Here is a 26,422-nt window from a genome sequence, read left to right on the forward strand (position 1 = left end):
GTCACTCCTCCGGCTCGTGAACGTGACCGCACTCGGGGCAGCGCACTTCCTCGCCGCGGAGGTCCGCCGAGGAGGCGCGCACGTCGCGCATCACCTCGCTGATCTTGTCTTCGGCCTCCAGCTCGTCGGCGACGGCGAGGTCGACGCCCTCCACTTCGAGGAGGAACTTCGCGACCTCCGTCACCTCGTACATCATCTCGTCTAAGTCCTCGGCGGTGAAGAAGCCGGACATCGCCCCGTAGAGGAACGTCGCGCCCGCCTTCGTCACCTTCTCCTCGAAGGAGTAGCGCGCCTGGTTGACCGCCTGCGGGGTGTAGGTGTCGGTCATGAAGGGGACGAGTTCGGGGAGGTTCTCGCCGATCTTCGTCATCTCGACGCCTGTCTCCGTGCGGAAGTCGGCGCAGAGCCGCGCTATCGCCCACTCGCGGGCCGTGATGTACGTCCGGTCGCGGAGGAACTCGTTGACGCGCTCGTAGCGCGCCCCGTCCATCTTCTGGAACCGCTCGTACTTCTGGACGTCGCGGGGCACGTCCGTCGCGTCCTCGGCCGCCGCGTTCTCGCCGTCCGTCGCGTCCTCGGCCGCCGCGTCCTCGTCGGGGGCCGTCGGGTCTCCGCCGGTCGCTTCACCGCCGTCGCCGCCCTCGGAGGGAACGCGGTCCGCGGCGGCGTCGCCGGTCCTCTCGGCGTCGTCGGCCGCCGGACCGGTGTTGTCGCTCATACGTTCGAAACCCCGCGGGCGGGCAAAAGGGTTGTCGGTGGTCGGACGCCGGAGATCCACTTTTGTACCGTCGCGTGGAGGGATGGGGCATGAAAGTGCTCTGCGGGATCGGCGGCAGCGACGACTCGTTCCGCGCGCTCGACCGGACGGTCGAGCGCGCGGCGGTCGCGGACGACGACCTGACGATCGCCGTGGTCGACAACGAGGACTCGTCGGTCGCCCCCGAGGACGTGCTGGACCGCGCCCGGGAGGCGGTCGACGACGCCGCGATAGACGCCGAGGTGCGGCGCGTCGAGGGCGACCCGGGGAGCCGGCTGGTCGAGATCGCCGAGACCGAGGGGTTCGAGGAAATCGTCCTCGGCGGCGGCCACACGAGCCCGATGGGGAAGATCACGATTGGGTCGATCGCGGAGTTCGTCCTGTTGAACGCAAAGACATCGGTGACGCTGGTCAGATGAGCGACCGAGGCTACCCGGACGCGGTGGCGGACGAGTTCCCGCCGCCGCCGACCGCGTTCACTGACCGCGAGGACCGCGAGATCGAGGTCCGGCCGTACGAGGGCGACGAGGCGGCCCGCGAGGCCCTGGTCGAGATGTACGACGACTTCGACCCGGCCGACCGCGCGCAGGGGATCCCGCCGGGCGGGGAGGAGCGCATCCGCGAGTGGCTCGGCGCCATCCTCGCCGACGACTGCTACAACGTGATCGCCTGGTGCGGCGACGAGGCGGCCGGCCACGCGACGCTCGTGCCCGACGGCGACGCCTACGAGCTGGCGATCTTCGTCCACCAGGAGTACCAGCGCGCCGGGATCGGCACCCACCTCATCCGCGGGCTGCTCGGGCACGGGCAGGCGAACGGCGTCGCGAAGGTGTGGCTCACCGTCGAGCGGTGGAACCGCGCCGCGGTCTCGCTGTACAAGAAGATCGGCTTCGAGACCTCGGACGCCGAGAGCTTCGAACTGGAGATGGGGCTGCGCCTCTGCGCCGACGAGGCGGCCGCGGAGGAGGCCGGCGGATCCGCGGACGAGCCCGACGGCGACGAGTAGGGCTGGCCGGAATCTTCAAGCCTTTAGGGGCGGCCCGCGACCGCTCCGGTATGAGTCACCGAATTCTGCTGTTGGGGGCGCCCGGCGCCGGGAAGGGGACGCAGAGCGCGAAGCTCGCCGACGAGTACGGCGTCGAGCACGTCACGACCGGCGACGCGCTCCGCGCGAACAAGGAGATGGAGACGGAGTACGGGACGCCCAAGTCGTTCATGGACGCGGGCGAACTGGTCCCGGACCCGGTCGTCAACGAGATCGTGAAGGCCGCGCTCGAGGACGCCGACGGGTTCGTCCTCGACGGCTACCCGCGCAACCTCGACCAGGCCGAGTACCTCTCTGAGATTACGGACCTCGACGCGGTCGTCCTCCTCGACGTCGACGAGGAGGTCCTCGTGGACCGCCTCACCGGCCGCCGCGTCTGCGACGACTGCGGCGCGAACTACCACGTCGACTTCCAGCCCCCGGAGGAGCCGGGCGTCTGCGACGAGTGCGGCGGCGACCTCGTCCAGCGCGAGGACGACACCGAGGAGACGGCCCGAGAGCGCCTCGAAGTGTTCTACGACAACACCGAGCCCGTGGTCGACCACTTCCGCGACGAGGGCGTCCTCGTCGAGGTCGACGGCGAGGCGACCCCGGACGAGGTCTTCGAGCGGATCCGCGACGTCGTCGAGAACTGACGCGGCGCGCCGAGGGGCGACGCGCGCCGCCGCGAACCGATCCGCGTCGCCCCCGGAAGCGATTCGAGCGGCGATTCTACAAGGTTCTTAACCGTCGACCGCTAACCGGCCGGTAATGAGCAAAGTCGAACGGCGAGTCCGCTCGCTGGTCCGCGAGGACGGCGAGATGCGGGACGCCATCCAAGTCGTCCTCGACAACGCCAGCGGCGGCGAGGTCCGCTGGGTCGACGTTCGCGACGAGATCACGAGCGGGCAGTGGGGCCGGCTCATCGAGAAGGAGATCCTCGTCGACGGCGAGGAGGGGTTCGCGCTGGCCGACCGCGACGGCATCGAGGCCGGCATGGAGGACGACGACGGGGGCGGCGGCGACGTCGAGACGCCCGAGACGACCAGCTGGTCGAAGTGGGACAAGCTCGCCGGGCTGGCGACCGTCGGCGCGTTCGTCGGCTACGCGGTCCCGCCGGTCCGCGACGCGATCGCGGGCGCCATCGACGTGGTCCTCGGCCCGCTCCTGAACCTCGTCCCGTTCTACGTCGTCATCATGGTCATCGCGCTCGGGACGGGGCTGTACTCGACGCTCCTGCGCGCCGGGCTCATGGACATGGAGAAGATGGGCGCGTACCAGGAGCGGATGAAAGACATCCAGGAGCGCCGGAAGGAGGCCGAGAAGCGCGACGACGACGAGGCGCTCGACCAGATCCAGGAAGAGCAGATGGAGGCGATGGGCGACCAGCTCGGCATGTTCAAAGAGCAGTTCCGCCCGATGGTGTGGATCATGTTCCTCACCATCCCCGCGTTCCTCTGGATGTTCTGGGTGATCGGCTACCGCGGCTCCGACGCCGCGTACCCGGCCGTCGCCGCCCAGGAGCTCGTCGTCCCGCTCGCCGGGACCGTCACGTGGGACACGGGGATCGTCGGCCCGATCCAGATGTGGATCCTCTGGTACTTCCTCTGTTCGATGGCGTTCACGCAGCTCGTCCAGAAGAGCCTCAACATCGAGATGTCGCCGTCCTCGTCGTAGGCGACGCCCCGACCGCTCGGTTCGTTTCCTCCCCGCTCACTTTCGCTCCGCGAGGAGCTCCCCGAACGCGTCGTCGCCGAGGCCCGTCCGGAACGCGGGCGGCGAGCCGAGCCGCGCGAGGTCGACCGCGACGTTGGCGGGCGCGCCGCCGGGGCGGCGGGCGTCGCCGTCGACCTTGCGCAGCGTCTCCTCCGCCTCGGCGCGAAGCCGACGAGCGCCTCGCCGGCGACGAAGACGTCCGCCATCCACCTACTCGGCCGTCGCGGCCCCGTCCTCGCCGCCCGCGGCGTCGACCTCCTCGGCGACCGCCTCGAACGCCGCGAGGATGACGCGCTTACACGCCTGTCCCTCGGTGCTCCAGTGGTGGGCGTAGTCGAGCATGTCGTCGTAGATGTCGGGCTTACAGCCCGCCGCCTGCGGGTGGCCGCCGCCGTTCACGCGACCGGCGACCTCGTGCGCGTGGCGGAAGTCCTCGGAGCCGCGGATCGACGCCGACCCGGCGGGCTTGACGATCACGGCGGCGTCGGCGCCGGCCTCGCGGAGCGCCTCCGCGACCTCGTTCTGCGAGCAGCGGCCGTAGGTGACCGCGACGCGCCAGTCGCCGACCTCGTGGGTGACCGCGCGGCCGACCGCGAGGTCGATCCGGGCCTCCTTCTCGACGCGTCGCTCCTCGACGAACGACCGCACCGTCTCGGGGAGGTCGACGCCGTACGCGCCGATCACGGCCGCGTACTCCTCGGCGCCGGCCCAGTAGGAGTAGTCGGCGAGGTCGTCGGAGCGCGGGTCCTCCTTGATCCAGAGGTCGTGGTCGCGCGTGACCGCGGCGAGGTCGGTCCAGCGGTCGCCGAACGCGTGGTCGAGCGACCGGAGCGTCACGTCGGCGGTGCACTCCTCGTCGGAGTCGCCGACGACGAGGTCGACGCCCGCGTCGCGCACCGCGGCCGCGGTCGCGTCGTCCCACTGGTGGTGGTCGAACCAGCGGATCGCCGCGGTCGCGTCCGCGAGCGCCTCCAGCGGCTCCGCGATCGGCTCGTAGTCGTCGGGACAGAGGTCGCAGACGAACAGGTCGATCCCGTCGTCGGCGTACGCCTCGACCCGTTCGAGCGCGGTGTCGATCGAGTACGGCCCGGCCGAGAGCAGCCCGACCGGCGACTCGGCGTGGGCGTCGGCGAGCGGGTCGCCGTCCGCCGTCTCGTCGCCGTCGTCGTCCGCGTCGTCGCTCTCGTCGTCTGCCTCTTCCAGCCGCGCCGCGATGGCGTCCTCGAAGGGCGCGACGTCGAGCGCGGCGCCGTACGCCTCGCGGACCATCGCGGCGCAGGCGAGGCCGTCGGCGTCGCCGTCGGCGATCACGACCGCCTCGCTGCCCTCGATCGCCTCCCGCGCTCGGCGCTCGGCGCGCTCGTCGTCCAGCGAGTTCGGGTAGAAGAACCCCTTCCCCGGGAGCTTCGTGTACCGCGACCGGGGGGCGTCCCCCGCGTCGATGAGGTCGTCGTCCATACCGTCGTGGCGGGCGGCAGCCGGAAAACTCCGCCGCTCTCGCGTCGGCCGCGGCGTCGGGCCGCCACGCTCCCTCAGACGGTCGTCCGGCGCGGGTCCTCCTCGGTCAGTTGGCGGACCGTCAACACGGGGATCGGACAGGTCCGAACGACGCGCTCGGCGACGGAGCCGATGAGGAAGCGGTTCTCGCCGTGGCGCCCCCTGGTACCCATCGCGACGAGGTCGGCGTCGACCGAGCGGGCGTACGCGTCGATCTCCGACGCCGGCCGGCCCTCGCGGACCTCGATGGTCACGTCGAGGTCGCCGTCGCGTTCGTGCGCCGCGGTCGAGACGCGGTCGAGCGCGTCGCGCCCCTGGTCGTCGAGCGCGTCGCGGAGGTCCTCGCGGACCGTGTCCGGCGACGACTCCACCTCGCCGGCGTCGACGACGTACACCGCGTGGACCTCGGCGTCGAACCGCGCCGCCACGTCGACCGCGACCGAGACGGCCCGCCCGACGCTGTCCGAGCCGTCGGTCGCGACCACGATGGTGTCGAACATGCCCGTTTGTTCGCCGCAGCGCTACCTAAAACCCGGCGGTCGGAGGGGGACGCGCAAGCCCCGGACGGCGAGAGCCGATCGACCGGGTCCGCCCGACGGCGAGAGCCGACCGCGCGGTGGCCGAGCGACCTACGCCAGGAAGACGTGCCGCGGGCGGTCGGCGAGCACGTCGCGGCCCCACTGGACGGTCTCGGAGAACTCGTCGGAGCGGAAGAAGCCCATCGCGTCCTCCTTCGCGTTCCACTGGCTGGCGATGAACATGTCGTTCTCGTCTTCGACGTTCACCATCAGGTCGGTCTCGACGTGGCCGTCCATCTCGCCGAGCAGGTCGCCGACGTCGTCGAACGTCTCGACGAACTCCGACTGGTAGTCGGGCTTGACGGTGTAGAACATCCCCATCGTCCCGAAGCCGGACTCCTCGCCGGCGCGGGCGACAATGTCGGGCAGCTCCGAGAGGAAGCCGCCGGCCGTCTCCGCCGCCGACGCCGTGTCCCAGATGGAGACGACCGCGGCGCGGTCGGTGTGGCGCCCCTCGTACACCGCGGTCTTGACGTGGGTGCCGTAGTGGTCGAAGTTGCCGCGGAGCCCCTCGACCTCGTCGAACAGCTCCTCGGTGTCGGCCTCGCTGTACAGCACGGTGGCGTACACGTCCTCGCCGTGAGGCTTCCCGGCGTAGATGTCGAGGTCGGCGAGCTCGCCGCGGATGTCCTCGTCGTCGGCCCCGTCGCCGTCGTGACCCCCCTCCTCGCCGTGTCCGCCGCCCTCGCCGTGGGGGTGGTCGCCCTCGCCGGCGTCTCCGTCGCCGTGCGGGTGGTCGCCGTGCGCGGGACCGCCGCCCGCGCCCGAGCGGTCGTGGCCCTCGCCGCGGCCGTGCCCGTCGTCGCCGTGATGGCTGCCCTCGTCGCCGTGGTGGCCACCCTCGTCGCCGTGGCCGCCCCCGCCGTGGGGGTGGCCGGCGCTGTCGCGCTCGGGGACGCGGCCGGTCGGGACCGTCTCCCCGGCGAGGAAGGCGTCGAGGTCGGTCGGCGGGAACCGCCGGCCGACGTAGAAGTCACCGAACTCGCCGTACCGCGAGGAGGCGGGGTCGAACCGCATCTCGTAGACGATGTCCTTGATGTCGGTCGGGTCCGCGCCGAACAGCGTGACGCCCCACTCGTGGTCGTCCAAGCCGACGGAGGAGGCGATCACCTGCTTGATCTTGCCGGCGTACTCCTTGCCGACCTCGCCGTGGCTCGCCATCAGCTCGGCGCGCTCCTCGAACTCGAGGTCGTACCAGTTGTGTTCCTCGCCGCGGCGCTTGCTCATCGGGTAGAAGCTGACGTACTCCTCGTCCGGGATATCGGGCTTCAGCTTCCCCTCGATGTACCGGCGGAGCCCCTCGTCGACGGCGTCGGCGCCCGCCTCGAAGTAGTCGTCGGAGACGTACCCCGACACCTCGGTGACGGAGACGTAGGAGGTCTCGCGCTCGGTGAACTTCGCGAGCGCGGTGTCCTCGAAGCGGCGCTCGATCGCGGAGAGGTCGTCGAGCGACGGCCGGAAGTGTAAGCAGAGGAGGTCGGCCTTGTGTCCGAGCACGGAGAACAGCGCCGACTCGCCGTCGTCGGCGTCGGCGACCAGTTCGCGGTGTTTCAGAAAGGCCTCGCCCTCTTCGATCGCCCGCTCTCGCTCGGACTCGGGCGCCTCGCGCCAGGCGTCCCAGTCGATAGAGCGGAAGTCGTGCAGCGAGAACCACCCTTCGGCGGTCTGTGGAGCCTCGACCATACGCCGGGTTGGTGCCCCGCGACTTAGGGGTTTGCGGGTCGTCCCGAGACGCGGTAACGGGCCGGACCGTCGCGGCTCGCGTCGGAGCGGAAGGCGGCACTGACGGTTCCGAAGTCCCAGCCCTTCGGATGTACCTGAGTACCTTGGCCAACAGGGACTCCGTTGCCGAGACCGCCGAAGCCCCAGCCCGCACCGCACCTCACGCCTCCCCAGCCTCGCCGCTCGCTTCGCTCGCGACTCCCTCGCGCGTGCTCCTCGGCCGCAAGGCGGCCTCGGAGGCACGCGCCGACAGCCGCTCGAATCGTCCGGATCGTCGCGGCTCGCGTCAGCAGTCACCGTGACCGAAACCCTTTCGACGCGACCCCGAAATGTCCGGACGATGCGGAAAAGCGGCCCGCCGAAAGGACTGATCTCGTACCTCGTGTTGGAGCTGCTCGACGAGCGACCGCGGTACGGGTACGAGCTGCTCGGCGAGATAACGGAGATCAGCGGCGGACACTGGGAGCCCTCCTACGGCTCGGTCTACCCGATCCTCTACAAGTTCGAGGAGGAGGGCGTCGCCGAGCGCGTCGAGCGCGCCGACGAGCCCGACCGGAAGTACTTCGCGCTCACCGACGCGGGCCGCGAGGAGCTGGCCGAGAAGCGCCGCGCGATCGGCGGCGAGGCGAAGGACTTCGGTGACGTCGTCCTCGGCTTCTACCACCTGTACGCGGCGCTCGCCACCGACGGCCGGTTCGAGGTCGACGGCGCGGACGCCGACTGGGCGTTCTCGGAGCGGTACAGCGCGTGGATCGTCGAGCAGATGATCCGCCACCACGAGCGCGACTTCGGCGAGTTCGAGCGGATCGACGCCTCCCCCGAGGAGTTCTACGCCCGGGAAGACGGCGCCGCGGCGGACGGGGCCGAGCCGGATTCCTCCGAGACCGAGCCCGCGGACGACGCCGAGGAGCCCTCCTCCGGCGCCGCCGACGACTGACGCGCGGCGCTCCGTCCGCGCCGGCGCTCCCGCCTCGCAGCGTCGCGACTCACCGGTTGAGCAGCCGCCACAGGAGCCCGCCGGGGAGCCCGGCGCGGACGAGCCGGTCGTACAGCCGGTCGGGGAGGACGCGCGCCAGCCGCGGCAGCCACCGCGCCCGGCGGCTCACCCGGTAGCGCGTCTCCGGTCGTTCCGCCGTCGCCGCGGTCACCACGCGCTCGACGACCGTCTCGACGTCGGTGGCGGCCGGGGAGTACCCCTCGAACTCCCGGTAGGCGTCGGCGTACGGCCCCTCGCCGCCCGCGCCCTCGACCGCCGCGGCGGCCCGCTCGTTGAACCCCGTCTGCACCGGCCCCGGCTCGACCAGCGCGACGTCGACACCGAGCGGCTCGACCTCGCGGCGGAGCGCGTCGACGTACCCGTCGAGCCCGGCCTTCGCGGCGCTGTACGCGCCGTGGTACGGCAGCGCCACGGAGCCGACCATCGACCCGACGACCACGACGCGCCCGCCGCGCTCGCGGAGCGTCCGGAGCGCCGCGGACGCGGTCACGTGGACCGCGGTCAGGTTCGTGTCCACCTGCCGGCGGAACGCCCCGGCCGAGGTGTCCTCGACCGACGCGATCTCGTAGCCGCCGACGCAGGAGACGACGGCGTCGAGCGGGCGCTCCACGAGCAGGTCGCGAACCGCCGCCTCGTCGCGGAGGTCGACGACGGCGGTCTCGACCGCGTCGGGCAGCGCCGCGAGGCCGTCCGCGTCCCGGTCGACGCCGAGGACGTCGTGGCCGGCGGCCGCGAGCGAGCGCGCGACGCCCCCGCCGATCCCGCCCGCGGCCCCCGTCACGAGAACGTGCATGCCGGAGGGTCGCGGCGGGGTTAGTAGACGGTGGCGGTTCGGGTCGCCGGAGGTGGACTCGGCCACGCGGGCGGCGCCGTCGGCGTCGGTCTCCCCGGTCGACGCCCGAAGGCATATATCCGACACGGGCGATCGTCGGCGTAATGTCCACCGACGAGCCGTCCGTCCCGATCGTGTGCGACGAGTGCGAGACGGAGACCCGCGTGCCGCTCGACGACCTCGCGGACGCGCTCGACAAGCACAACGCCCAGAAGCACGGCGGTGAGTCCGTCGCGGAGGTCGACCCTGCGATCAAGGACCGCCTCGCCGACCTCGTCGCCGAGGACTTGGGGCTGTTCGACGAGGAGGCGTGAGCGAGCGCCGCCGAACCCCCGTTCGCGAGCGCTCGCTGGCAGCGACACGCATCGACGCGGGAAGATGGGAGCAATAATTGCGTCGTTCGGTGACGGATTGAGATACTGAATAGGATGTTAACAGGGTTTTCGGCCCCTCTAACGTCGGATTCTACGATTGCTCTTGTCATCGGAATCCGCCGCAGTTGCTGGTGACGCGAGGGTGTTCCCCGCCCGGCGGCTTGGAATGGTATGTACGACTCAGATCGGACAGCGTCGCGGCGGTCGTTCCTCGCGGCGGCGGGCGGAACCGCGACGGTCGGCCTCGCGGGCTGTACGGGCGGCGGCGGCGGACTCGACGAACTGACGGTGGCGCACATGCCGATCTATCCCGACCTCCAGTGGTACGTGATGGAGGGCGAGGGGTACTTCTCCGAGGTCGACGCCGAGATCACCGGCCAGGAGTTCGGCAACGGTCCCGCGATCGTCCAGGCGCTCGGGGGCGGCGACATCGACATCGCCATGTTCGGGATCGTCCCCGCGATGATCGCGATCGACCGGGGTATCTCGGCGCAGGTGACCGCCGCGAACATCCGCGAGCCGATGGGGATCATGGCCGAGTCGTCGTTCCACGAGACGTTCGAGCAGCAGGGCGCAGACGCGTTCGCGGCGTGGGAGGCCGAGCGGGGCGAGCCGTTCACCTTCGGCACGTTCCCGCAGGGGAGCGTCCCGGACGTGCTGCTCCGCTACTGGCTCCGTGACGTCGGCGTCGACCCCACCGAAAACGACAGCGTCGAGATCATCGAGATCAACGGCGCGAGCTCCGTCTGGCAGGCGATCGCGAACGACGAGATCGACGGCACCTCGATCATGGAGCCGGTGCCGACCATCGCGCAGGCGGCGGGGTCGTCCGTGACGATGCTCCGGACCGCGGCCGAAGTCCTCCCCGGCCAGCCCGCCGCGGTCACGCTGATGAGCGACGCGGTGCGGGACTCACCGATCGCCGCACAGTTCCTCGAGCAACACGTCCGCGCGACGGATTTCATCGGCGAAAATCCGGACGCGACCGCCGAACACGTCAACGAGGGAATCGGGATGCCCGTCGACCGTGCGCGCGACGCGCTCGACTCGCCGTTGTCGAACTTCATTACCGACCCGAACGAGATCACGGACGCGACGCAGGTGTTCTCCGAGTTCGCGGCCGGGAACGGTCAGATCGACGAGCAGCTCTCGACCGACCGGATATTCGACCTGGAGGTGTACGACTCGCTCTGATGGCGACCGAAACCACCCCTGTCGGCGGGGGCGAGACGCTCTCGGGTCTCGGACTCGGCGACGGTCGGCGGCTGCTCCGCGGCGCCATCGGGGTCGCGGCGTTCCTCGTCGTCTGGCACGCCGTCTCGCTCACGCAGGACCCGTTCGTCCTCCCCTCGCCGGTCGCGGTCGCGGGCGCGTTCGCGAGCGAACTCGCCGCGGGCGACATGACGACGGCGCTCTACCAGAGCGTCCGGCACTGGATCCCCGGCACGGTCGCCGGGACCGGGCTCGGCGTCGCGGCCGGCGTCGCGTTCGGGTGGAGCCGCCTGCTCGACGACCTGACGGCGCCGCTGGTACGGACGCTACGCCCGGTGCCGCCGCTCGCGCTGATCGGCTTCGCGATCGCGTGGTTCGGGATCAACGACTGGGGCGCCGCCTTCATCATCGCGGTCGGCGCGTTCTGGATCAACTTCTACGCGGCGTACGGCGCGGTCGAGGGCGTGAGCGAGGACCTCCTCGACGTGGGCCGGACGCTCGGCGTCCGCGGCGACCTCGACGCGGTCCGGTCGATCGTGCTGCCGGCGTCGCTGCCGGGGATCATGACCGGGATCCGGACCGGACTGGGCCGGTGCTGGATGCTCGTCGTCGCCTCGGAGATATTCGGCGTCCCCGGGGTCGGCCGCGAGATCATCCGCGCCAGCAACAACCTCCGCGTCGACCGGGCGATCGCGTACATCCTCGTGTTGAGCCTGATGTACCTGCTCGTCGACGTGGCGTTCCGCGCGGTCGAACGGAGGGTCTTGGCATGGCGGGCGTGAACGGTGACGGGGCGGCCGACGCCGCCGAGCGCAACGGACGAGACCCCCCAGCGCCGAGCGAGGCGAGCGTCGCGCTTGACGGCGTCGGCAAGACGTACCCCGGCGACGGCGACGGCGGCTCGGTACGAGCGCTCGACGACGTGTCCTTCTCAGTCGCGGACGGGGAGTTCGTCTGTCTGGTCGGGCCGTCGGGCTGCGGGAAGACGACGCTGTTCCGGATCGCGGCCGGGCTCACCGAGGCGACCGACGGCCGCGTCCTCCTCGACGGCGCCGAGGTCACGGGCCCGACGACGGACATGGGCGTCGTGTTCCAGGAGTACCACCTGTTCCCGTGGCTCACCGTCGCGGAGAACGTCGGCTTCGGCCTCGAATGGAGCGACCGCTCGCCCGCCGAGCGCGAGGCGCGCGTCGACGAGATGCTCGACCTCGTCGGGCTGACGGAGTTCCGCGACGCCTACCCGAAGTCGCTGTCGGGCGGCATGAAACAGCGCGTCGCCATCGCCCGGTCGCTCGCGGTCGACCCGGACCTCCTCCTGATGGACGAGCCGTTCGGCGCGGTCGACGCCCAGACCCGCGAGATGCTCCAGCGCGAACTGCTCGACGTGTGGGAATCGACCGGCAAGACCATCCTCTTCGTCACGCACGACGTGGCGGAGGCGGTGACGCTCGCGGACCGCATCGTCGTGATGGCCGCCGACCCGGGGCGCGTCCGCGCTATCGTCGACGTTGACATCGAGCGCCCGCGCGACCGCGGCGACGCCGCGTTCGCGGAGCGCGTGGGCCGCGTGCGAGAGCTGATCGGGGCCGGGCCGTAGCCGGCCCGACGCCGGCTCCCGCCCGTCGGCGCCTACGCGCCGTCCCCGTCGCCTTCGACGCTCGCCGCCAGCTCGTCGACGTGGGTCCGCAGCGTCGCCAGCGTCGCGTCCGCGTCGGCGTACCCCTGATCGTAGTCGTCGAGCGCGGCCGCCGCTCGGTCGAGAAAGCGTTCCACCGCCTCGTCGGTCGGCTCGTCGGACATGCGCGTCGCTCCGCCCGCGAGCGGCTTATGTCTCCCGGCGTCGGGGTCGCCGTCCCGGCGGGAGCGCCGCCGGTGCGCGGGCCTCGTCAGCGGCGCCGGAGCGCGTGCGTCGTGTATCCGACCGCGACGACGAGGGCCGCCGAGAGCAGCGTGCCGAGGACGGCGGGCGACGCGGTGACGTAGTCGCCGAACGGATCGGTCAGCGCGAACACCGCCACGATGAGCGCGACCGAGATGGCGATACCGACCGCGCCGAACGCCTTGAACGCCGCGTCGAGATCGAAGCCCTGTGATCTCCGTTGGTGACTCATACACTACCGTACGGACTCCGGATATAAATCCGCCGAGTGGGATTCTCAGGTCGGGGGAACGGCGAGGCCGCGGTTTGTGAGACAGTGCGACAATATTCACTATTAGCGTTGATAATTTGCTCGCAGACGTTTTACACCCCATTCATCGATGTCGCCGTGATGACCGACACGAGCGGTATCACGCACTCGCGCCGGCGGTTCGCGGTCGCCTTGGGGACGGGCGTCGCGGGCGCCGTCGCCGGGTGTCTGGGAACCGATCCGAGCGGAACGGCGTCGATCGACGACGGAGACGACGCGGCGAGCGACGCCGGCGACGAAGGGCCGGCGGTCTCGGCCGACGCGAGCGCGACGATCGGCATGGTGTACGCGCTCGGCGGCCTCGACGACCGCTCGTTCAACGACGCGGCCAACCGGGGGATCCAGCGGGCGCGCCTCGACCACGACGTGGCGTTCACCAACCAGGAGCCGAGCTCGATGGCCGACTTCGAGACGACGCAGGCGGCGCTGTCGGCGTCCGAACGCCCCGACTACGACCTGATCTGCTGTATCGGGTTCCTCCAGGCGGACGCGCTCTCGACGGTCGCGGGCGAGCACCCCGACCAGCAGTACGCCATCGTCGACTCCGTCGTCGACCGCGACAACGTCGCGAACTACGTGTTCCGCGAGCACGAGGGGTCGTTCCAGGCCGGCCACCTCGCCGGACTAGTGACGGGCCGCGACATCGCCGTGGGGGCCGGCGGGACCGTCGCCGAGGAGCGAACCGTCGGCTTCGTCGGCGGCGTCGAGTCGCCGCTGATCTCGAAGTTCGAGGCCGGCTACCTCGCCGGCGTCGCGCACGCCGACGGCGACGCGTCCGTGCTGCGGACGTACGTGGGCGCCTTCGACGACCCCGAGGCCGGCTACGACGCAGCCGCGGAGATGTACGATCAGGGCGCGGACGTGGTGTACCACGCGGCCGGCGGCAGCGGCCTCGGCGTCTTCCAGGCCGCACAGGAGTACGGCCGGTACGCGATCGGCGTCGACTCCGACCAGTCGCGGAGCAACCCGCGGTACGCGGACGTGATCCTGGGCTCGATGGTGAAACGGGTCGGGACCGCGGTGTACGACGCCGCCGAGCGGACGATAGAGGACTCGCTCCGGACGGGGTCGACGACCGCGCTCGGGCTCGCGGAGGACGGGGTCGCGCTCGTGTACGGCACTACGCTCGGGCCGGTGATCCCCGAAGACGTGCGCGCGGCCATCGCCGACTCCGGCGAGCGGATCGTCGCCGGCGAGCTGTCGGTGCCCACCGATCCGGAGGCGGTCGGCCGATGAGCGCCGGACCGCTCCAACGGCTTGCGAGCGCCGTCGGCAGCGTCCTCCCCGACGCGGTCCGCCGCCGGTACGCCGCCAAGTTCGCGCTCGCGTTCCTCGTCGTCGCCGCGGTCGTCGCGGCCGGCGGGGCGTTCACGTACCTCCAGACCGGGGACGCGGTGGAGGCCGACGCCACGACCCAGCTGGCGGAGACCAGCGGGCTCCAGGCGGACGCGATCGGCTCGTGGACCGAGCGGATGACCACGCAGACCCGGTCGATGTCCGCGGCCGACGAGCTCCGGTCCGACCGCCGCGCGGCGGCGTACGTCCTGTTGAAAGACCAGCTTCTCTCCGAGGACATCGTCAGCATCCACCTCGTCGACGCGGCGCAGGACCGCGTCGTCGCCAGCACGGAGCGGCCCCTGGAGGGGCGCGCGCCGAGCGAGCTGAACGCGCCCTGGACCGACGCCGACGTGCCCGAGGGCGTCGGCGAGGACGACCGCGTCTGGCGCTCCGCCCGGTCGTACCGCTCGCCCGTGCTCAACGACCGGCCGGTGATGGCGTTCGCCAGCTCCGTGCCGCGGGCCGACGGCCGGTACCTCGTCGTCGTGACCCGGATCCAGCCGCAGCTCGAACGGATCCAGGACACCGACACCGGCGAGGAGACGACGATCGTCAACGCCGCGGGCGAGACCGTGCTGGACGTCGACGGAACGGTCGACGGCGACCGCCACGAGGAGGGGGTCGCCGCGGTCCGCGACGGCAACGCCACGACCGCGACGCAGATCGGTGACGGCGAGGTCCACGCGTACGCGGCCGTGCCCGGCACCGACTGGGTGGCGGTGACGAGCGTCGCGAAGTCGACGGCGTTCGCCGTGCGCAACGACGTGGGGAACTCGGTGCTGCTGTTGCTCCTCCTCACGCTCGCGTCGCTCGGGGCCGTCGGCGTCGTGCTGGGCGGGCGCACGGTCGTCCCCCTCGCGCGGCTCCGCGACCGCGCCGAGCGGATCGAGTCCGGCGACCTCGACGTCGACCTGTCGACCGGCCGGGTCGACGAGATCGGGCGGCTGTTCACGAGCTTCGCCGAGATGCGCGACGCGCTCCGCGAGCGGATCGCGGAGGCGGAGACCGCCGCCGACGAGGCCGAGGCGGCCCGCGAGGAGGCCGAGGCGGTCACCCGCGACATGGAGGCGAAGGCGGCCGACTACAGCGAGGTGATGGGCGCGGTCGCCGACGGCGACCTCACCCGCCGGATGGACCCCGACGCGGACCGCGAGGCGATGCGCGAGATCGCCGAGGAGTTCAACGACATGGTCGCGCAGCTGGAGCGGACGACCGCGCGCGTCGCCGCCTTCGCCGGCGAGGTCGACGACGCCAGCGCGGAGCTGGCGGCGGGCGCCGACGAGGTCGAGACCGCGAGCGGGACCGTCAGCGAGCAGATCCAGGAGATCGCGGACGGCGCGATCCGGCAGGACGAGCGGCTCGACTCGGTCAGCGACGAGATGAGCGACCTCTCGGCGAGCATCGAGGAGGTGGCGTCGTCCGCGGCCTCCGTCGCGGAGACCGCCGAGGCCGCCGCCGAGCGCGGCGAGGCGGGGCGCGAGGCCGCCGCCGAGGCGCTCGACGAGATGGACGCGATCGAGGCCCGCTCCGCGGCCGCGGTCGAGCAGATGGCGGCCCTCGACGAGCGCATGGACGAGATCGACGAGGTCGTCGAGTTCATCACGGACGTGGCCGAGCAGACGAACATCCTCGCGCTCAACGCCTCGATCGAGGCCGCCCGCGCCGGCGAGGCCGGCGAGGGCTTCGCGGTCGTCGCCGACGAGGTCAAGCAGCTCGCGGAGGAGACGCAGGAGGCGGCCGCCGAGATCGAGTCGGAGATCGCGGCGGTCCGCGAGGAGACCGACGAGACCGTCGCGGACATCCGCGAGACGAACGCCCGGATCGACGAGGGGTCGGACACCGTCCGCGAGGCGTCGTCGTCGCTGGAGGCGGTCGTCGACGCTGTCGAGGAGACGAACCACGGCGTCCAGGAGATCAGCGAGGCGGCGGAGGACCAGGCGCGGTCGACCCAGCGCGCGGTCGAGGGCGTCGAGGACGTCGCCGAGGTGAGCGGCGAGGTCGCGAGCGGCTCCGAGCAGGTGTCCGCGGCCGCCGAGGAGCAGACCGCGACCGTCACCACCATCGCGGAGAACGCGGACCGGCTCCGCGACCAGGCCGCGTCGCTCTCGGAGTCGGTCTCGGCGTTCGAGGTCGACGTCGCGCCCGAGGAGATCGACGGCGCGGAGGCGGACGGCGCCGGCACCGGCGGCGCGGCCGCCGGGTCACCGACCGAGACGGAGGGCAACTCGGCGGGCGACCTCGGCCTCGCCGCCGACGGCGACGGCCGGGACCGACCTGCCGAGGGGGACGACGCTTAGTCCGCCGACCGCGTCTCGCCGTCGGCCTCGGGGTGTCCCTCGGCGATGGCGACCCCCGACGAGGCGCCGATCCGGACCGCGCCCGCGTCGAGCATCGCCGTCGCCTCCTCGTAGGAGCCGACGCCGCCGGAGGCCTTCACCGGCAGGTACTCGCTCATCAGCTCGACGTCGGCGAGCGTCGCGCCGCCGTCGGCGAAGCCGGTCGAGGTCTTCACCATGTCGGCGTCGGCGGCGACCGCGGCCTCGCAGGCGCGGCGCTTCTCGGCGTCGTCGAGGAGCGCGGTCTCGATGATCACCTTCACCGGGACCGGCACGGCCGCGACCACGTCCGCGAGCTCGTCGGCGACCGCGCCGTCGTCGCCCGCCTTCAGCCGGCCGACGTTGATCACGATGTCGACCTCGTCGGCGCCGGCCTCCCAGGCCGTGACCGCCTCGTCGCGTTTCACCTCGGGGGCGTGCTGGCCGTGCGGGAACCCGACCACGGTGGCGATCGCCTCGGGCGCGTTCTCGTAGTTGGCCGCCTCCGCGACGTAACACGGCGGGATACAGGCATTCATGCCGTGGGCGGCGGCCTCGTCGAGAACGGTCCGGGTGTCGTCCCAGGTCGTCTCCGGGCCGAGGACGGTGTGGTCGATGCTGGCGGCGAACTCCTCGCGGTTCATGCGTCTCCCCTCGCGGCGCGGCCTCAAAGGCGTGCTGGGTCGCACCGCCGGCTCCGGGCGAGCGACGCTGAAAAAACGCGGCTACGGACGAGAAACGAGGGACGGAACACGGACGGCCGCCGACCGGCGGCTCACCGGCCGGCGGGGGTCCGGCTCAGCTCTCGATCTCGATCTCCGTGCCGGAAACGGCGTCCTCGACGGTCACGGGGAGCCGCACCGTCAGGATGCCGTTCCGGTACTCGGCCCGGATGCCGTCCTCGTCGATCGCCTTCGGGAAGCGGAACCGCCGGTGGTACGTCCGGCGGGTCCCGCGCCGCTCGTCCTCGTGTTCGCCGGCGACGTTGAGCACGCCGTCGTTCCACGAGGCGGTGATCTCGGCGGGGTCGAACCCAGGTAGTTCGACCGAGAGGACGAACTCGCCGTCCTCCTCGTACAGTTCGTAGTCGTTGCTACCGGATTCGAACAGTCGGCTCGGGAAGTCGAGTCCTTGCGTCCAGGTGTTCGCCGGTTCGAGCATGGGCATTGGTGACCACCTCGAACTCGGTTACTAGTAGGGCGGCGATTCTATAAAAATCCAACGAATTTTGGGGGTAATTAACAACCGCTTTCGGACGGCGGACCGCCCCGGCGAACGGGCCCGTTGCCGGACGGTCGGTAAGGTGCGACGCGTTCGGTTGGATATTTCTCCAACGTTCTCGCGATCGCCCCGGATTTATTTCGTCCGCGTGCCACCCCGACGCATGGATCGCGACACCGTCACGCCCGCCGTCTCGGACCTCCCCGGCGAGCGCGCTCGCGAGTGGGTCGACTACCACCACGAGTCGGCAGCGCCGAGCACCTACGTCTACGAGTTCGTCTGGGACCGCACCGCCCCCGCCGAGGGCCCGTTCTGTACCGACGTCGACGGCAACGTCCTCATGGACTTCACCAGCCACGTCGCCGCCGCGCCGCTCGGCTACAACAACCCGCTGATCATGGACCGGCTCGCGGAGTTCGACCTCGTGGACCCCCTGAAGATCGCCGGCCAGGACTTCTACGCCGCCGGCGGCCCCGCGCCCGGGGACGGGATACCCGGCTCGTCGGGGCTCATGGACCGGCTCACCGACCTGACGAGCCACTACGACATGGACACCGTCTTCCTCTCGAACTCCGGCGCGGAGGCGGTCGAGAACGCCATCAAGATCGCCTACGACGCCTCCGACGGCGCGAAGTACGCGATCACCTTCGACGGGGCGTTCCACGGCCGGACGCTCGGTGCGCTCTCGCTCAACCGCTCGAAGTCCGTGTACCGCCGCGACTTCCCGGAGGTCAGCGGCGTCACGGAGGTCCCGTTCTGCGAGGACCGGACCTGCTCGCCCGAGACCTGCTCGTGCGGCTTCTTCGCCGACGGCGTCTCCCGGCTCCGGCGGAAGCTCGACCCGAAGCGGGGGAACGTCCACCCGGACGACGTGGCGTACCTGATCATGGAGCCGATCCAGGGCGAAGGGGGCTACCGGTTCCCCTCCGAGGCGTTCACCGACGAGATCGCGGCGCTCGCCGACGAGCACGACATCACGGTGATCGCCGACGAGATCCAGACCGGCGTCGGGCGCACCGGCAAGATGTGGGGCTCGGACCACTACGCGTACGAGCCGGACGTGATCACGAGCGCGAAGGGGCTCCGGGTGGGCGCGACCGTCTCGCGGAGCGACGTGTTCCCCGAAGAGACCGGCCGGCTCTCCTCGACGTGGGGCGCCGGCGACGTGATCGCCGCGGCGCAGGGCGCGCTCACCCTCGACGCCATCGAGGAGGCCGACCTCATGGACAACGCCGTCGCTCGCGGCCGGCAGTTCACGGAGACGATGCGCGACGCCGCCCTCGACCCCGTCGAGGACGTGCGCGGGAAGGGGCTGCTGCTCGCCGTCGAGTTCGACACGAAGGAGCGGCGGGACGCGGTCGTCGACGAGGCGTTCGCTCGCGGCCTCCTCACGCTCGCGTGCGGCCACAAGGTCCTCCGGATCCTCCCGCCGCTCGACGTCACCGAACGCGAGATAGACCTCGGCGCCGACCTCCTCACGGACGCGATCGCGGCCGCGGTCTGAGGGCGCGATCGCCCCGGAACGACCGACCTACCGGTCCGCGTACCACTCCGCGAACTTCTCTAAGGCCCGGCCGCGGTGCGACACCGCGTTCTTCCGGTCGGTGTCCATCTCAGCGAACGTCTCCCCGTCGTGTTCGAAGATCGGGTCGTAGCCGAAGCCCCCGTCGCCCCGCGGCGCGACGATCCGGCCCGGCACGTACCCCTCGAACAGCTTGACCGGGAGCGGGTCGGCCGCCCCCGCGTCGCCGTCGCTTCCGCCGCCCTCTCCCTCTTCGTCCGGCCCCGCCGCGGCGGCCGCGTTGCGGTCGCCCCGGTCCACCGGGTCGGGGCTCGCGGCGAACCCCTCGCCGTCGCAATAGCCGAGGACGCAGCGGAAGGCGGCGCGGCGGTCGTCGAGGTCGGCGGCGATGTCGTGGACGCGCTCGATCCCGAGCGTCTCCTCGACGTACGAGGAGTACGGGCCCGGGAAGCCGTCGAGGCCCTCGACGAACAGCCCCGCGTCGTCGACGAGGACCGGCGCGTCCGCGTGGCGGTACGCCTCGCGCGCGCCCCGCGCCGCGATGGGGCCGAGCTCGTCGGCCTGGACCTCCGCGTAGTCGAAGTCGAGCCGCTCCACCGAGCCGTCCGGGAGGTACCGCTCCGCCTCGCGCACCTTCCCCGGGTTCGTCGTCACGTACCTGAGCACGGATCGCCGTGGGCGCGCCCGTGAGGAATAGGCGTCGGTCGCGGGCGGTCGCCCCGGCCGCCGCCGGCAGTACGTTTTTCTCGGGGCGACGACAGCACTCGCGTATGGCCCTCCCCACCTTCGAGAAGAAACGACTCATCGGGCTCATCGCGATCCTGTCGTTCGGTCTCACCTCGCTTTCCGCCGTGCTCTTCCCGGGCCAGTTGGTCGGGCTCGGACCCGCCCTCTTCATCACCGGGTTCTTCATCCTGATCCCGCTGGTGCTGGTGCTGGGCGAGGACTTCCCGCTCGTCGCGGCCGACGAGCCCGACGCGTCGGCCGCGGGCGACGCGACGGCCGAGCGGCCGGTGGCCGCGCTGCGCGACCGCTATGCGAGCGGCGAGATCGACGAGGCGGAGTTCGAGCGCCGGCTCGACCGGCTGCTCGCGACCGAGGACCTCGACGAGCGGCTCGACCGGGTCGAGTCCGACCGCGGCGACCGGCACCGGGAGCGCGACGTAGAACTGGAGTGAGTCGGCGCGGGGCTCAGGGGTCGACGCGGACGAGCCACGCCTCGGGGTCGTCGATCTCCGCCCCGGTCGGCAGGTTCTCGGCGCGCTCCCACACCGCGCCCGCGGCCTCGATGCCGCGCTCGTCGGCGACGTGCCGGAAGAAGGCGGCGCCGCGCTCGTACTGCCGGCGCTTGAGCCCCAGTCCGAGCAGGCGCTGCGCGAGCCGCCGCACGGGCCCGCCGCCGCCGCGGCGCTCGTCCAGCTTCCGCCGGAGGTCCGCGTACTCGCCGTCGAACGCGCGGTCCATCAGTACCTCGGCGTACCCCTCGACCGCGGTCATCGCGGCCTGGAGCTCCGCGAACGCGTCGGGGTCGAGCCCGCGGCCAGTCATCCCCTCGACGCCGCCCGCGCCGCCGACCATGCCCTCCACCCCGCGCTCGACGCGCGATTCGAGGTACTCCGGGAGCCACGGCGCCGCGCCGAACTCGGCGGCGTGGGTCACCTCGTGGAACGCGATCCAGCGGCGGAACCGCGGGTACGCCACGTCGAGCGCGCTCGCGACCGCGACGATGTTCGGGTGGACGAAGTAGAGCCCGTGCTCGGCGTCCGGCTCGTCAGCGAGTAGGAGGGGATCGTACTGTCCGAGGACGTTGCGCGCGAGGAAGCCCAGGGCGAACGCCATCGATCCCGTGTTGGCGACCCGCGAGAGGTCCCGCGCGAACCCGGCACCGGGCGCGGGCCCCACAGGGCCCGACGAGGCGTCGGCGATCACGTCCAGCGAGTCGGTGCCGGCGTCGCCGCCCGGGTCCGCGCCGATCCGACCGCCCGCGTCGCTCGCCGCGGCCGCCTCGATCGGGTCCATCACGCGCCGGAAGGTGTCGACGCTCGCGTCGATCCAGTGGTGGCGGTTCTGTACCTCGACGGTGTCGGGCACGTCGAACTCGATCCCGGCGACCGCGGCCAGCCGCGAGCGGGCGTCGCGCACGTCGCCGGCGTACCCCGCGCGCTCCGCGTCGGAGAGCGCGACCGATCCGGGGTCGGTGGCGTCCTTCGCGGCCGCCGCGGCCCGGTCCCAGTCGACGACGCCCGGCCCCTCGGCCTCGGCGACGGTCCGGACGCTTCGGAGGATGTCCATACGGATCGGACGGGCGGGCGCCTCAAAGCGCTTGTGTCGACCGGTCCCGGCCGGATCCGACACCGACGTGTTCTTGCCGGCCGCCCCACAGCCATCGGCATGGACGACGCGCGCAGAGCGTTCCTCGACGACCTCCTCGCGACGCCGAGCCCCTCGGGCTTCGAGACGGCCGCCCAGCGGGTGTGGACCGACTACGTCCGCGAGTTCGCGGACCGGGTCGAAACCGACGCCTACGGCAACGCCGTCGCGGTCCACGAGGGCGACCCCGACGCGCCGACGGTCGCGGTCATCGGTCACGCCGACGAGATCGGGTTCATCGTCCGCGACGTGCTCGACGACGGCTTCCTCCGGATCGGGCGGATCGGCGGCTCCGACCGCACCGTCTCGAAGGGCCAGCACGTCACGGTCCACGCCGACGAGCCGGTCCAGGGCGTCGTCGGACAGACCGCGATCCACCTGCGGGACCAGGCGGACGACGAGCACGAGGACGTCGCGGGCCAGTTCGTCGACGTCGGCGCCGAGGACGCCGCCGAGGCGCGCGAACACGTCGAGGTCGGCGACCCCGTCACGTTCTCGACGGGCCGTCGCGACCTCGTCGGCGACCGGATCGCCGCCCGCGGGGTCGACAACCGCGCCGGCGCGTGGGCGGCCGCGGAGGGGCTGCGACGCGCCGCCGACCGCGACGTCGACGCCACGGTCTACGCCGTCTCGACGGTCCAGGAGGAGGTCGGGCTCCAAGGCGCGCGGATGGTCGGGGTCGACCTCGACGCCGTCGACGCCTTCGTCGCGGTCGACGTCACACACGCCACCGACAACCCGGACGTCGACCGCGAGCACCGCGGCCCGGTCGAACTCGGCGCCGGCCCGGTGATCGGTCGCGGCAGCGCGAACCACCCGGTCCTCGTGGACCTCGCCCGCGAGGCGGCCGCCGACGCCGGCGTCGACGTGCAGCTACAGGCGGCCGGCACCCGCACCGGCACCGACGCGGACGCGTTCTACACGGTCCGCGGCGGCACCCCGGCGCTCAACGTCTCGATCCCGAACCGGTACATGCACACGCCGGTCGAGGTGATCGACACCGGCGACTTGGACGAGGTCGCCGACCTCCTCGCCGCGATCGGGGCCGCAGCGGGCGATCACGCGGCCGGGCCGGAGCCGTTCGCCGTCGACGTCTGAGCGAGATCTGCCACGACAAACCGGGGCACGGCGTGGTCGAAACGGAACTGTTTTACAATCCGCACACCTACCACTGATTGCGTCGAACGGACGCGCTCTGGTGGTGTAGTCCGGCCAATCATCTTGCCCTCTCACGGCAAGGACCTGGGTTCAAATCCCAGCCGGAGCATCTCACTTCGTCGCCTTCTCGCCGCCCGGACCGGCTCCATAGCGGCGTCCCCGTCGGTCCGCGGTTTCGCTCTCTACTCACCACAGCGCCGCCGCTCCGCGGCTCGACTGCTGTCCGTTCGAGGTAGCGGCAGGTGTTGAACGGCGAGACGGGTTTTACACGTTGGCGTGCGAAGCGTTCCCATGAGCGACGCCGCACGCCCCGCGCCGACCGCCGCCGACGCGCTCCACACGACCGTCGACCTCCCCTTCGACGACGCGGTGCCGTTCGTCCAGCTCGAACACGAGCTCGCGGACTTCGAGACGGTGCGCGTCACGCGGCTCGACGAGATGATCGAGGGGATGCTCGGTCACGACGACGTCGGGCGGACGGCGCTGATCGTCGTCTGTCACCCCGAGATCGCGTACGACGCGCTGCGAATCGACCCGACGCTCGCCGGCATGCTCCCGTGTACCACCGTCGTCTACGAGCGCGCCGGTGACGACCGCGTTCACGTCCATCACGTGTCGGCGACGAAGGCGATCCGCGACCTCGGCTGCGCGTCGGCCGCCGGGGTCGACGAGGACGCCGTCGAGGACCTCGTGGCGAAGACCGGCGAGCTGATGGCGGTCGTCTGGGAGCACATCGAGACGCACGGCCGGGAGTGAGCGCCGCGGTCGAAGCGAGCGCGCCGCTTCAGCGGTTCAGCCGCCAGCGGATCACCGCGGCGGCGACGAGGACCGTCCCGAACGTGACGGCGCCGGAGATCAGCGCGCCGCGCGCGCTCGTCGCGCCGGTCGCGAACGCGCTCGCCGAGGCGGAGCCGCCGACCACCGCCGCCCCGCCCGCCAGTCCGCCGAACCCGATACGGCAGAGGCTCAACAGGCCGACGGCGGACAGCGACCCGAGGATCCCGTCGTCGCTCATCGTCGCTTCTCCCTTTCGCCCCGGACTACCAATAGGTGTCGCCTCCCAGCCGACCGCCAAGCGAGGGTTTAATTCCGACAGCGCGCGAGGGCGTCGTGTGGACCCGAGCCGGATCCCCGCCGAGTTCCCCGCGCCGAGCTTCCGCGGCGCGCAGGAGCGGGCCCTCGCCGACATCCGCGACGCGTTCGCGGCCGGCAACCGGGTCGTCTTGGTGCGCGCGCCGACCGGCAGCGGCAAGTCGCTGCTCGCCCGCGCCATCATGGGCGCGGCCGAGACGGCGGGCGAGGCGGCCCCAAGCGAGGCGACGGGCGCCTACTACACGACCCCGCAGGTGTCGCAGATCGACGACGTCGAGGCCGACGACCTCCTCGACGACCTGGCCGTGATCCGCGGCAAGTCGAACTACGACTGCGTGCTGCCCGGCGAGCACGACACGCCGGTGAACCGCGCGCCCTGCGCGCGCCAACAGGGGTTCGACTGCTCGATCCGGCACCGCTGCCCGTACTTCTCCGACCGCGCCATCGCCTCCGGCAACCGCTTCGCCGCGATGACGCTCGCGTACTTCATGCGCACTGCCGGCTCCGAGGTGTTCCGCAAGCGCGACGCCGTCGTCATCGACGAGGCGCACGGGCTCGCCGAGTGGGCCGAGATGTACGCGACCATCGATATCTCGCCCGAGCGCGTCCCGGTGTGGGACGACGTGGGCGTCCCGGACGTCGCGGCCGACGCCGGCCCCGAGGAGGACGCCGTCGACCGCACCGCGCGGTTCGTCGAGGCGCTCCGCGACGTGGCGATCCGCGCGAAAGACGAGCTGGTGGGGCGGCCCGAGCTCGACCGGGAGGAGGTCGCCCGGCGCGACCGGCTCCAGGAGCTCATCGGCGAGCTCGGCTGGTTCCTGGAGGACTACCGCGACCCGCAGTCCCCCACCTCGTGGGTCGTCGACCAGCCGGGCGGCGAGGGGTCGGCGATGGAGATCAAGCCGCTCGACCCCGCGCGGTACCTCAGACACACGGTGTGGGACCGGGGCAACCGGTTCGCGCTGCTGTCGGCGACCATCCTCTCGAAGGAGGCGTTCTGCCGCGGGGTCGGGCTCGACCCCGCCGACGTCGCGCTCGTCGACGTCGAGCACACGTTCCCGCTCGCGAACCGCCCGCTGTACGACGTGACGCAGGGGTCGATGACCTACGAGCACCGCGACGAGACGACCCCGAAGATCGCCCGCCTGATCGTCCGGCTGATGGCGGAACACCCCGACGAGAAGGGGCTGATCCACGCGCACTCGTACGACATCGCGGAGCGGATCACCGAGCGGCTCGGCGAGTTCGGCGTCGCCGCGCGCGTCAGGCGCCACGACCGGTCGAACCGCGACGCGGAGCTGGAGGCGTGGAAGGCCAGCCCGGACCCGGAGGTGTTCGTCTCCGTGAAGATGGAGGAGGCGCTGGACCTGAAAGGCGACCTCTGTCGCTGGCAGGTAGTCTGTAAGGCGCCGTACCGGAACACGAACGACTCGCGGGTCGCCCGCCGGCTGGCGGACGGGCAGTGGGCGTGGTACCACCGGACCGCGCTGCGCACCGTCATCCAGGCGTGCGGGCGGGTCGTCCGCGCCCCGGACGACCGCGGCGCGACCTACCTCGCCGACGACTCCCTGCTCGACCTCTTCGAGCGCGCGGCGGCGGACACCCCCGACTGGTTCCGCGACCAGGTCGACGCGATGACGACCCCCTCGCTGCCCGCGTTCGACCCCGAGGCCGCGCTGGCCGGCGTCGACGCGTCGCCGTCGAGCGGCGCGGGAGCGGGTCGCCGGAAGAGCCGCCGTGCGGGCGGGTCGGCCGGTACACCCGGCGGTCGCTCGTCTCGGGACGGCTCAGGTCGAGGGCGCGACGGCGGCGACGCGACCGGTGACGGCGGCGACGACCCCGTTCGGACCCGGTCCGAGCAGGACGCCGAGCGGCGGGAGAACCACCCGCTGTCGGACGTGTGGGGCGACGGCTGACGGGGACCGCCGCCGAGGCGCGGTGGGCGATCGGCGCGAGAGCGGGGACCGGCGGCGTGCGCCACGCGCCGGTTACAGTAGTGAGACGCCGTACGCCACCATGGAGCTCACCATGAGAAACGCGAAGAACAGCGCCATGAGCTGTTGTCTGTCCATGTCGCCGTGTCAACTGCAGAGCCGTATAACTCCTGCGGGCGACGGGCGGCCGGGTGCGAGTCATATTACCACCCCGAGCCGATCACTCGTTAATATATATCGTATAAGGTGTATCAGGTCCCTCAATGAAGTAGTAACCTTCATAATCCCTCACCCGACTACTGGGTGTATGGCCACGAACGGGCTGTCGAGTGCGCTGACGCTGTACGGTGCGCGAACCCTGACGCTGTCGCAGGCGGCCGCACAGGCAGGGCTCAGCGAGGCCGAATTCATCGAGCAACTCGAACGCCGCGGCATCGAGGTAACCGAGTCCGAGCGCGCCGCGGCGCTCGGTCGCGAACAGCCCGCTCGCGCCGACTGAACGGCGCTTCGTCGCCGTCCGCGAGGGCGGCGCGCCGCGCCAGCGCTCCGACTCGTCCTACGAACGATCAGTTCT

General features: G+C 71.7%; 29 protein-coding genes, 1 tRNA gene and 1 pseudogene. 18 read left to right on the plus strand and 13 right to left on the minus strand.

Translation table 11 applies throughout. The annotated features are described in order from the left end of the window. Window position 1: 1 nt before the first annotated feature. Window positions 2–718 (minus strand): DUF5806 family protein, encoded by a 717-nt coding sequence (locus DVK06_RS09900; RefSeq protein WP_121600153.1) that lies wholly within the window; start codon window positions 716–718, stop codon window positions 2–4. Window positions 719–807: 89 nt separating this feature from the next. Here DVK06_RS09900 and DVK06_RS09905 point away from each other — a divergent pair, with 89 nt between their 5' ends. The 4 genes from DVK06_RS09905 (at window position 808) to DVK06_RS09920 (ending at window position 3,458) form a co-directional block, all read left to right on the plus strand. Further along, the gene (locus tag DVK06_RS09905) at window positions 808–1,176 is read left to right on the plus strand and encodes a universal stress protein (protein WP_053770688.1); all 369 of its coding nucleotides are present in this window, start codon (window positions 808–810) and stop codon (window positions 1,174–1,176) included. Next, window positions 1,173–1,763, plus strand: coding sequence for a GNAT family N-acetyltransferase (locus tag DVK06_RS09910; RefSeq protein ID WP_121600154.1), 591 nt, complete (start codon window positions 1,173–1,175; stop codon window positions 1,761–1,763). The genes DVK06_RS09905 and DVK06_RS09910 overlap by 4 nt, the downstream gene beginning before the upstream one ends. A gap of 50 nt (window positions 1,764–1,813) precedes the next feature. Then, complete coding sequence (locus DVK06_RS09915) at window positions 1,814–2,437, plus strand: adenylate kinase (RefSeq protein ID WP_053770690.1); 624 nt, start codon at window positions 1,814–1,816, stop codon at window positions 2,435–2,437. Window positions 2,438–2,552: 115 nt separating this feature from the next. Then, window positions 2,553–3,458, plus strand: coding sequence for a DUF106 domain-containing protein (locus DVK06_RS09920; RefSeq protein ID WP_053770691.1), 906 nt, complete (start codon window positions 2,553–2,555; stop codon window positions 3,456–3,458). Between the two features lie 45 nt (window positions 3,459–3,503). Here the strand turns inward: DVK06_RS09920 and DVK06_RS09925 are convergent. From DVK06_RS09925 to DVK06_RS09940, 4 genes and pseudogenes are all read right to left on the minus strand, one after another. Continuing rightward, window positions 3,504–3,703 (minus strand): annotated as a pseudogene (locus DVK06_RS09925) (PfkB family carbohydrate kinase); the annotation flags it as partial. A 4-nt stretch (window positions 3,704–3,707) separates the two neighbouring features. Further along, window positions 3,708–4,955 carry a DHH family phosphoesterase gene (locus tag DVK06_RS09930; RefSeq protein WP_121600155.1) on the minus strand — a complete coding sequence of 416 codons (1,248 nt, stop codon included), beginning with the start codon at window positions 4,953–4,955 and terminating at the stop codon, window positions 3,708–3,710. 74 nt (window positions 4,956–5,029) lie between these two features. After that, window positions 5,030–5,494: a universal stress protein gene (locus DVK06_RS09935; RefSeq protein ID WP_121600156.1), complete on the minus strand. Its 465-nt coding sequence runs from the start codon at window positions 5,492–5,494 to the stop codon at window positions 5,030–5,032. Window positions 5,495–5,623: 129 nt separating this feature from the next. Then, window positions 5,624–7,255 carry a heme-binding protein gene (locus DVK06_RS09940; RefSeq protein ID WP_121600157.1) on the minus strand — a complete coding sequence of 544 codons (1,632 nt, stop codon included), beginning with the start codon at window positions 7,253–7,255 and terminating at the stop codon, window positions 5,624–5,626. A gap of 379 nt (window positions 7,256–7,634) precedes the next feature. On the opposite strand from DVK06_RS09940, the gene DVK06_RS09945 reads away from it, so the two are divergent. Continuing rightward, window positions 7,635–8,231: a PadR family transcriptional regulator gene (locus tag DVK06_RS09945; RefSeq protein ID WP_053770696.1), complete on the plus strand. Its 597-nt coding sequence runs from the start codon at window positions 7,635–7,637 to the stop codon at window positions 8,229–8,231. Window positions 8,232–8,280: 49 nt separating this feature from the next. On the opposite strand, the gene DVK06_RS09950 is transcribed toward DVK06_RS09945, so the two are convergent. Continuing rightward, complete coding sequence (locus DVK06_RS09950; protein ID WP_199718631.1) at window positions 8,281–9,084, minus strand: SDR family oxidoreductase; 804 nt, start codon at window positions 9,082–9,084, stop codon at window positions 8,281–8,283. A gap of 143 nt (window positions 9,085–9,227) precedes the next feature. Here DVK06_RS09950 and DVK06_RS09955 point away from each other — a divergent pair, with 143 nt between their 5' ends. The 4 genes from DVK06_RS09955 to DVK06_RS09970 all read left to right on the plus strand — a co-directional run bounded on the left by DVK06_RS09955 (window position 9,228) and on the right by DVK06_RS09970 (window position 12,306). After that, a complete protein-coding gene (locus DVK06_RS09955) occupies window positions 9,228–9,437 on the plus strand; it encodes a hypothetical protein (protein WP_053770698.1) in 210 nt (69 codons plus the stop codon). Window positions 9,438–9,668: 231 nt separating this feature from the next. Beyond that, window positions 9,669–10,691, plus strand: a complete 1,023-nt coding sequence (locus tag DVK06_RS09960; RefSeq protein WP_121600158.1) for an ABC transporter substrate-binding protein — start codon at window positions 9,669–9,671, stop codon at window positions 10,689–10,691. Then, a complete protein-coding gene (locus tag DVK06_RS09965) occupies window positions 10,691–11,491 on the plus strand; it encodes an ABC transporter permease (RefSeq protein WP_053770700.1) in 801 nt (266 codons plus the stop codon). The genes DVK06_RS09960 and DVK06_RS09965 overlap by 1 nt, the downstream gene beginning before the upstream one ends. Next, window positions 11,479–12,306, plus strand: a complete 828-nt coding sequence (locus DVK06_RS09970; protein WP_121600159.1) for an ABC transporter ATP-binding protein — start codon at window positions 11,479–11,481, stop codon at window positions 12,304–12,306. Before DVK06_RS09965 ends, DVK06_RS09970 begins: the two co-directional genes overlap by 13 nt. 32 nt (window positions 12,307–12,338) lie before the next feature. Here DVK06_RS09970 and DVK06_RS18955 read toward each other — a convergent pair whose 3' ends face one another. Together DVK06_RS18955 and DVK06_RS09975 are read right to left on the minus strand one after the other, a co-directional pair. Next, complete coding sequence (locus DVK06_RS18955; RefSeq protein WP_199718624.1) at window positions 12,339–12,509, minus strand: hypothetical protein; 171 nt, start codon at window positions 12,507–12,509, stop codon at window positions 12,339–12,341. A gap of 86 nt (window positions 12,510–12,595) precedes the next feature. Continuing rightward, on the minus strand, window positions 12,596–12,820 hold the full coding sequence (locus tag DVK06_RS09975; protein ID WP_053770702.1) for a hypothetical protein: 225 nt from the start codon (window positions 12,818–12,820) through the stop codon (window positions 12,596–12,598). 159 nt (window positions 12,821–12,979) lie between these two features. Between DVK06_RS09975 and DVK06_RS09980 the strand changes: the two genes are divergently transcribed. Both DVK06_RS09980 and DVK06_RS09985 read left to right on the plus strand, forming a co-directional pair. After that, window positions 12,980–14,134, plus strand: a complete 1,155-nt coding sequence (locus DVK06_RS09980; RefSeq protein ID WP_053770703.1) for a BMP family protein — start codon at window positions 12,980–12,982, stop codon at window positions 14,132–14,134. Further along, entirely contained in the window at window positions 14,131–16,533 is a 2,403-nt protein-coding gene (locus DVK06_RS09985; protein ID WP_121600160.1) for a methyl-accepting chemotaxis protein, read from the plus strand. Before DVK06_RS09980 ends, DVK06_RS09985 begins: the two co-directional genes overlap by 4 nt. Here DVK06_RS09985 and deoC read toward each other — a convergent pair. Next, a complete protein-coding gene (gene deoC / locus DVK06_RS09990; RefSeq protein WP_121600161.1) occupies window positions 16,530–17,195 on the minus strand; it encodes a deoxyribose-phosphate aldolase in 666 nt (221 codons plus the stop codon). The genes DVK06_RS09985 and deoC overlap by 4 nt on opposite strands. A 154-nt stretch (window positions 17,196–17,349) precedes the next feature. Beyond that, a complete protein-coding gene (locus DVK06_RS09995; protein ID WP_053770988.1) occupies window positions 17,350–17,712 on the minus strand; it encodes an Hsp20/alpha crystallin family protein in 363 nt (120 codons plus the stop codon). A 223-nt stretch (window positions 17,713–17,935) separates the two neighbouring features. Between DVK06_RS09995 and DVK06_RS10000 the strand changes: the two genes are divergently transcribed. After that, window positions 17,936–19,276, plus strand: coding sequence for an aminotransferase class III-fold pyridoxal phosphate-dependent enzyme (locus DVK06_RS10000; protein WP_121600162.1), 1,341 nt, complete (start codon window positions 17,936–17,938; stop codon window positions 19,274–19,276). A 27-nt stretch (window positions 19,277–19,303) separates the two neighbouring features. On the opposite strand, the gene DVK06_RS10005 is transcribed toward DVK06_RS10000, so the two are convergent. Then, window positions 19,304–19,960, minus strand: a complete 657-nt coding sequence (locus DVK06_RS10005) for a non-canonical purine NTP pyrophosphatase (RefSeq protein WP_121600163.1) — start codon at window positions 19,958–19,960, stop codon at window positions 19,304–19,306. Between the two features lie 104 nt (window positions 19,961–20,064). On the opposite strand from DVK06_RS10005, the gene DVK06_RS10010 reads away from it, so the two are divergent. Then, on the plus strand, window positions 20,065–20,472 hold the full coding sequence (locus DVK06_RS10010) for an SHOCT domain-containing protein (protein WP_053770708.1): 408 nt from the start codon (window positions 20,065–20,067) through the stop codon (window positions 20,470–20,472). 13 nt (window positions 20,473–20,485) lie between these two features. Here DVK06_RS10010 and DVK06_RS10015 read toward each other — a convergent pair whose 3' ends face one another. After that, window positions 20,486–21,586 (minus strand): zinc-dependent metalloprotease, encoded by a 1,101-nt coding sequence (locus DVK06_RS10015; RefSeq protein WP_121600164.1) that lies wholly within the window; start codon window positions 21,584–21,586, stop codon window positions 20,486–20,488. A 99-nt stretch (window positions 21,587–21,685) separates the two neighbouring features. On the opposite strand from DVK06_RS10015, the gene DVK06_RS10020 reads away from it, so the two are divergent. The 3 genes from DVK06_RS10020 (at window position 21,686) to DVK06_RS10030 (ending at window position 23,578) form a co-directional block, all read left to right on the plus strand. Then, window positions 21,686–22,762, plus strand: coding sequence for a M42 family peptidase (locus tag DVK06_RS10020; RefSeq protein ID WP_121600165.1), 1,077 nt, complete (start codon window positions 21,686–21,688; stop codon window positions 22,760–22,762). 94 nt (window positions 22,763–22,856) lie between these two features. After that, window positions 22,857–22,931, plus strand: a tRNA-Glu gene (locus DVK06_RS10025). A 182-nt stretch (window positions 22,932–23,113) separates the two neighbouring features. Continuing rightward, window positions 23,114–23,578 carry a DUF302 domain-containing protein gene (locus tag DVK06_RS10030; protein ID WP_121600166.1) on the plus strand — a complete coding sequence of 155 codons (465 nt, stop codon included), beginning with the start codon at window positions 23,114–23,116 and terminating at the stop codon, window positions 23,576–23,578. Window positions 23,579–23,606: 28 nt separating this feature from the next. Here the strand turns inward: DVK06_RS10030 and DVK06_RS10035 are convergent, their stop codons facing one another. Further along, the gene (locus DVK06_RS10035; protein WP_121600167.1) at window positions 23,607–23,837 is read right to left on the minus strand and encodes a hypothetical protein; all 231 of its coding nucleotides are present in this window, start codon (window positions 23,835–23,837) and stop codon (window positions 23,607–23,609) included. 97 nt (window positions 23,838–23,934) lie between these two features. On the opposite strand from DVK06_RS10035, the gene DVK06_RS10040 reads away from it, so the two are divergent. Both DVK06_RS10040 and DVK06_RS10045 read left to right on the plus strand, forming a co-directional pair. Continuing rightward, window positions 23,935–25,830: a helicase C-terminal domain-containing protein gene (locus DVK06_RS10040; RefSeq protein ID WP_121600168.1), complete on the plus strand. Its 1,896-nt coding sequence runs from the start codon at window positions 23,935–23,937 to the stop codon at window positions 25,828–25,830. Window positions 25,831–26,155: 325 nt separating this feature from the next. Then, a complete protein-coding gene (locus DVK06_RS10045; protein ID WP_017344020.1) occupies window positions 26,156–26,347 on the plus strand; it encodes a UPF0175 family protein in 192 nt (63 codons plus the stop codon). Window positions 26,348–26,422: the final 75 nt, after the last annotated feature.

This window comes from Halorubrum sp. Atlit-28R, assembly GCF_003665955.1.
Taxonomy (GTDB): domain Archaea; phylum Halobacteriota; class Halobacteria; order Halobacteriales; family Haloferacaceae; genus Halorubrum; species Halorubrum tropicale.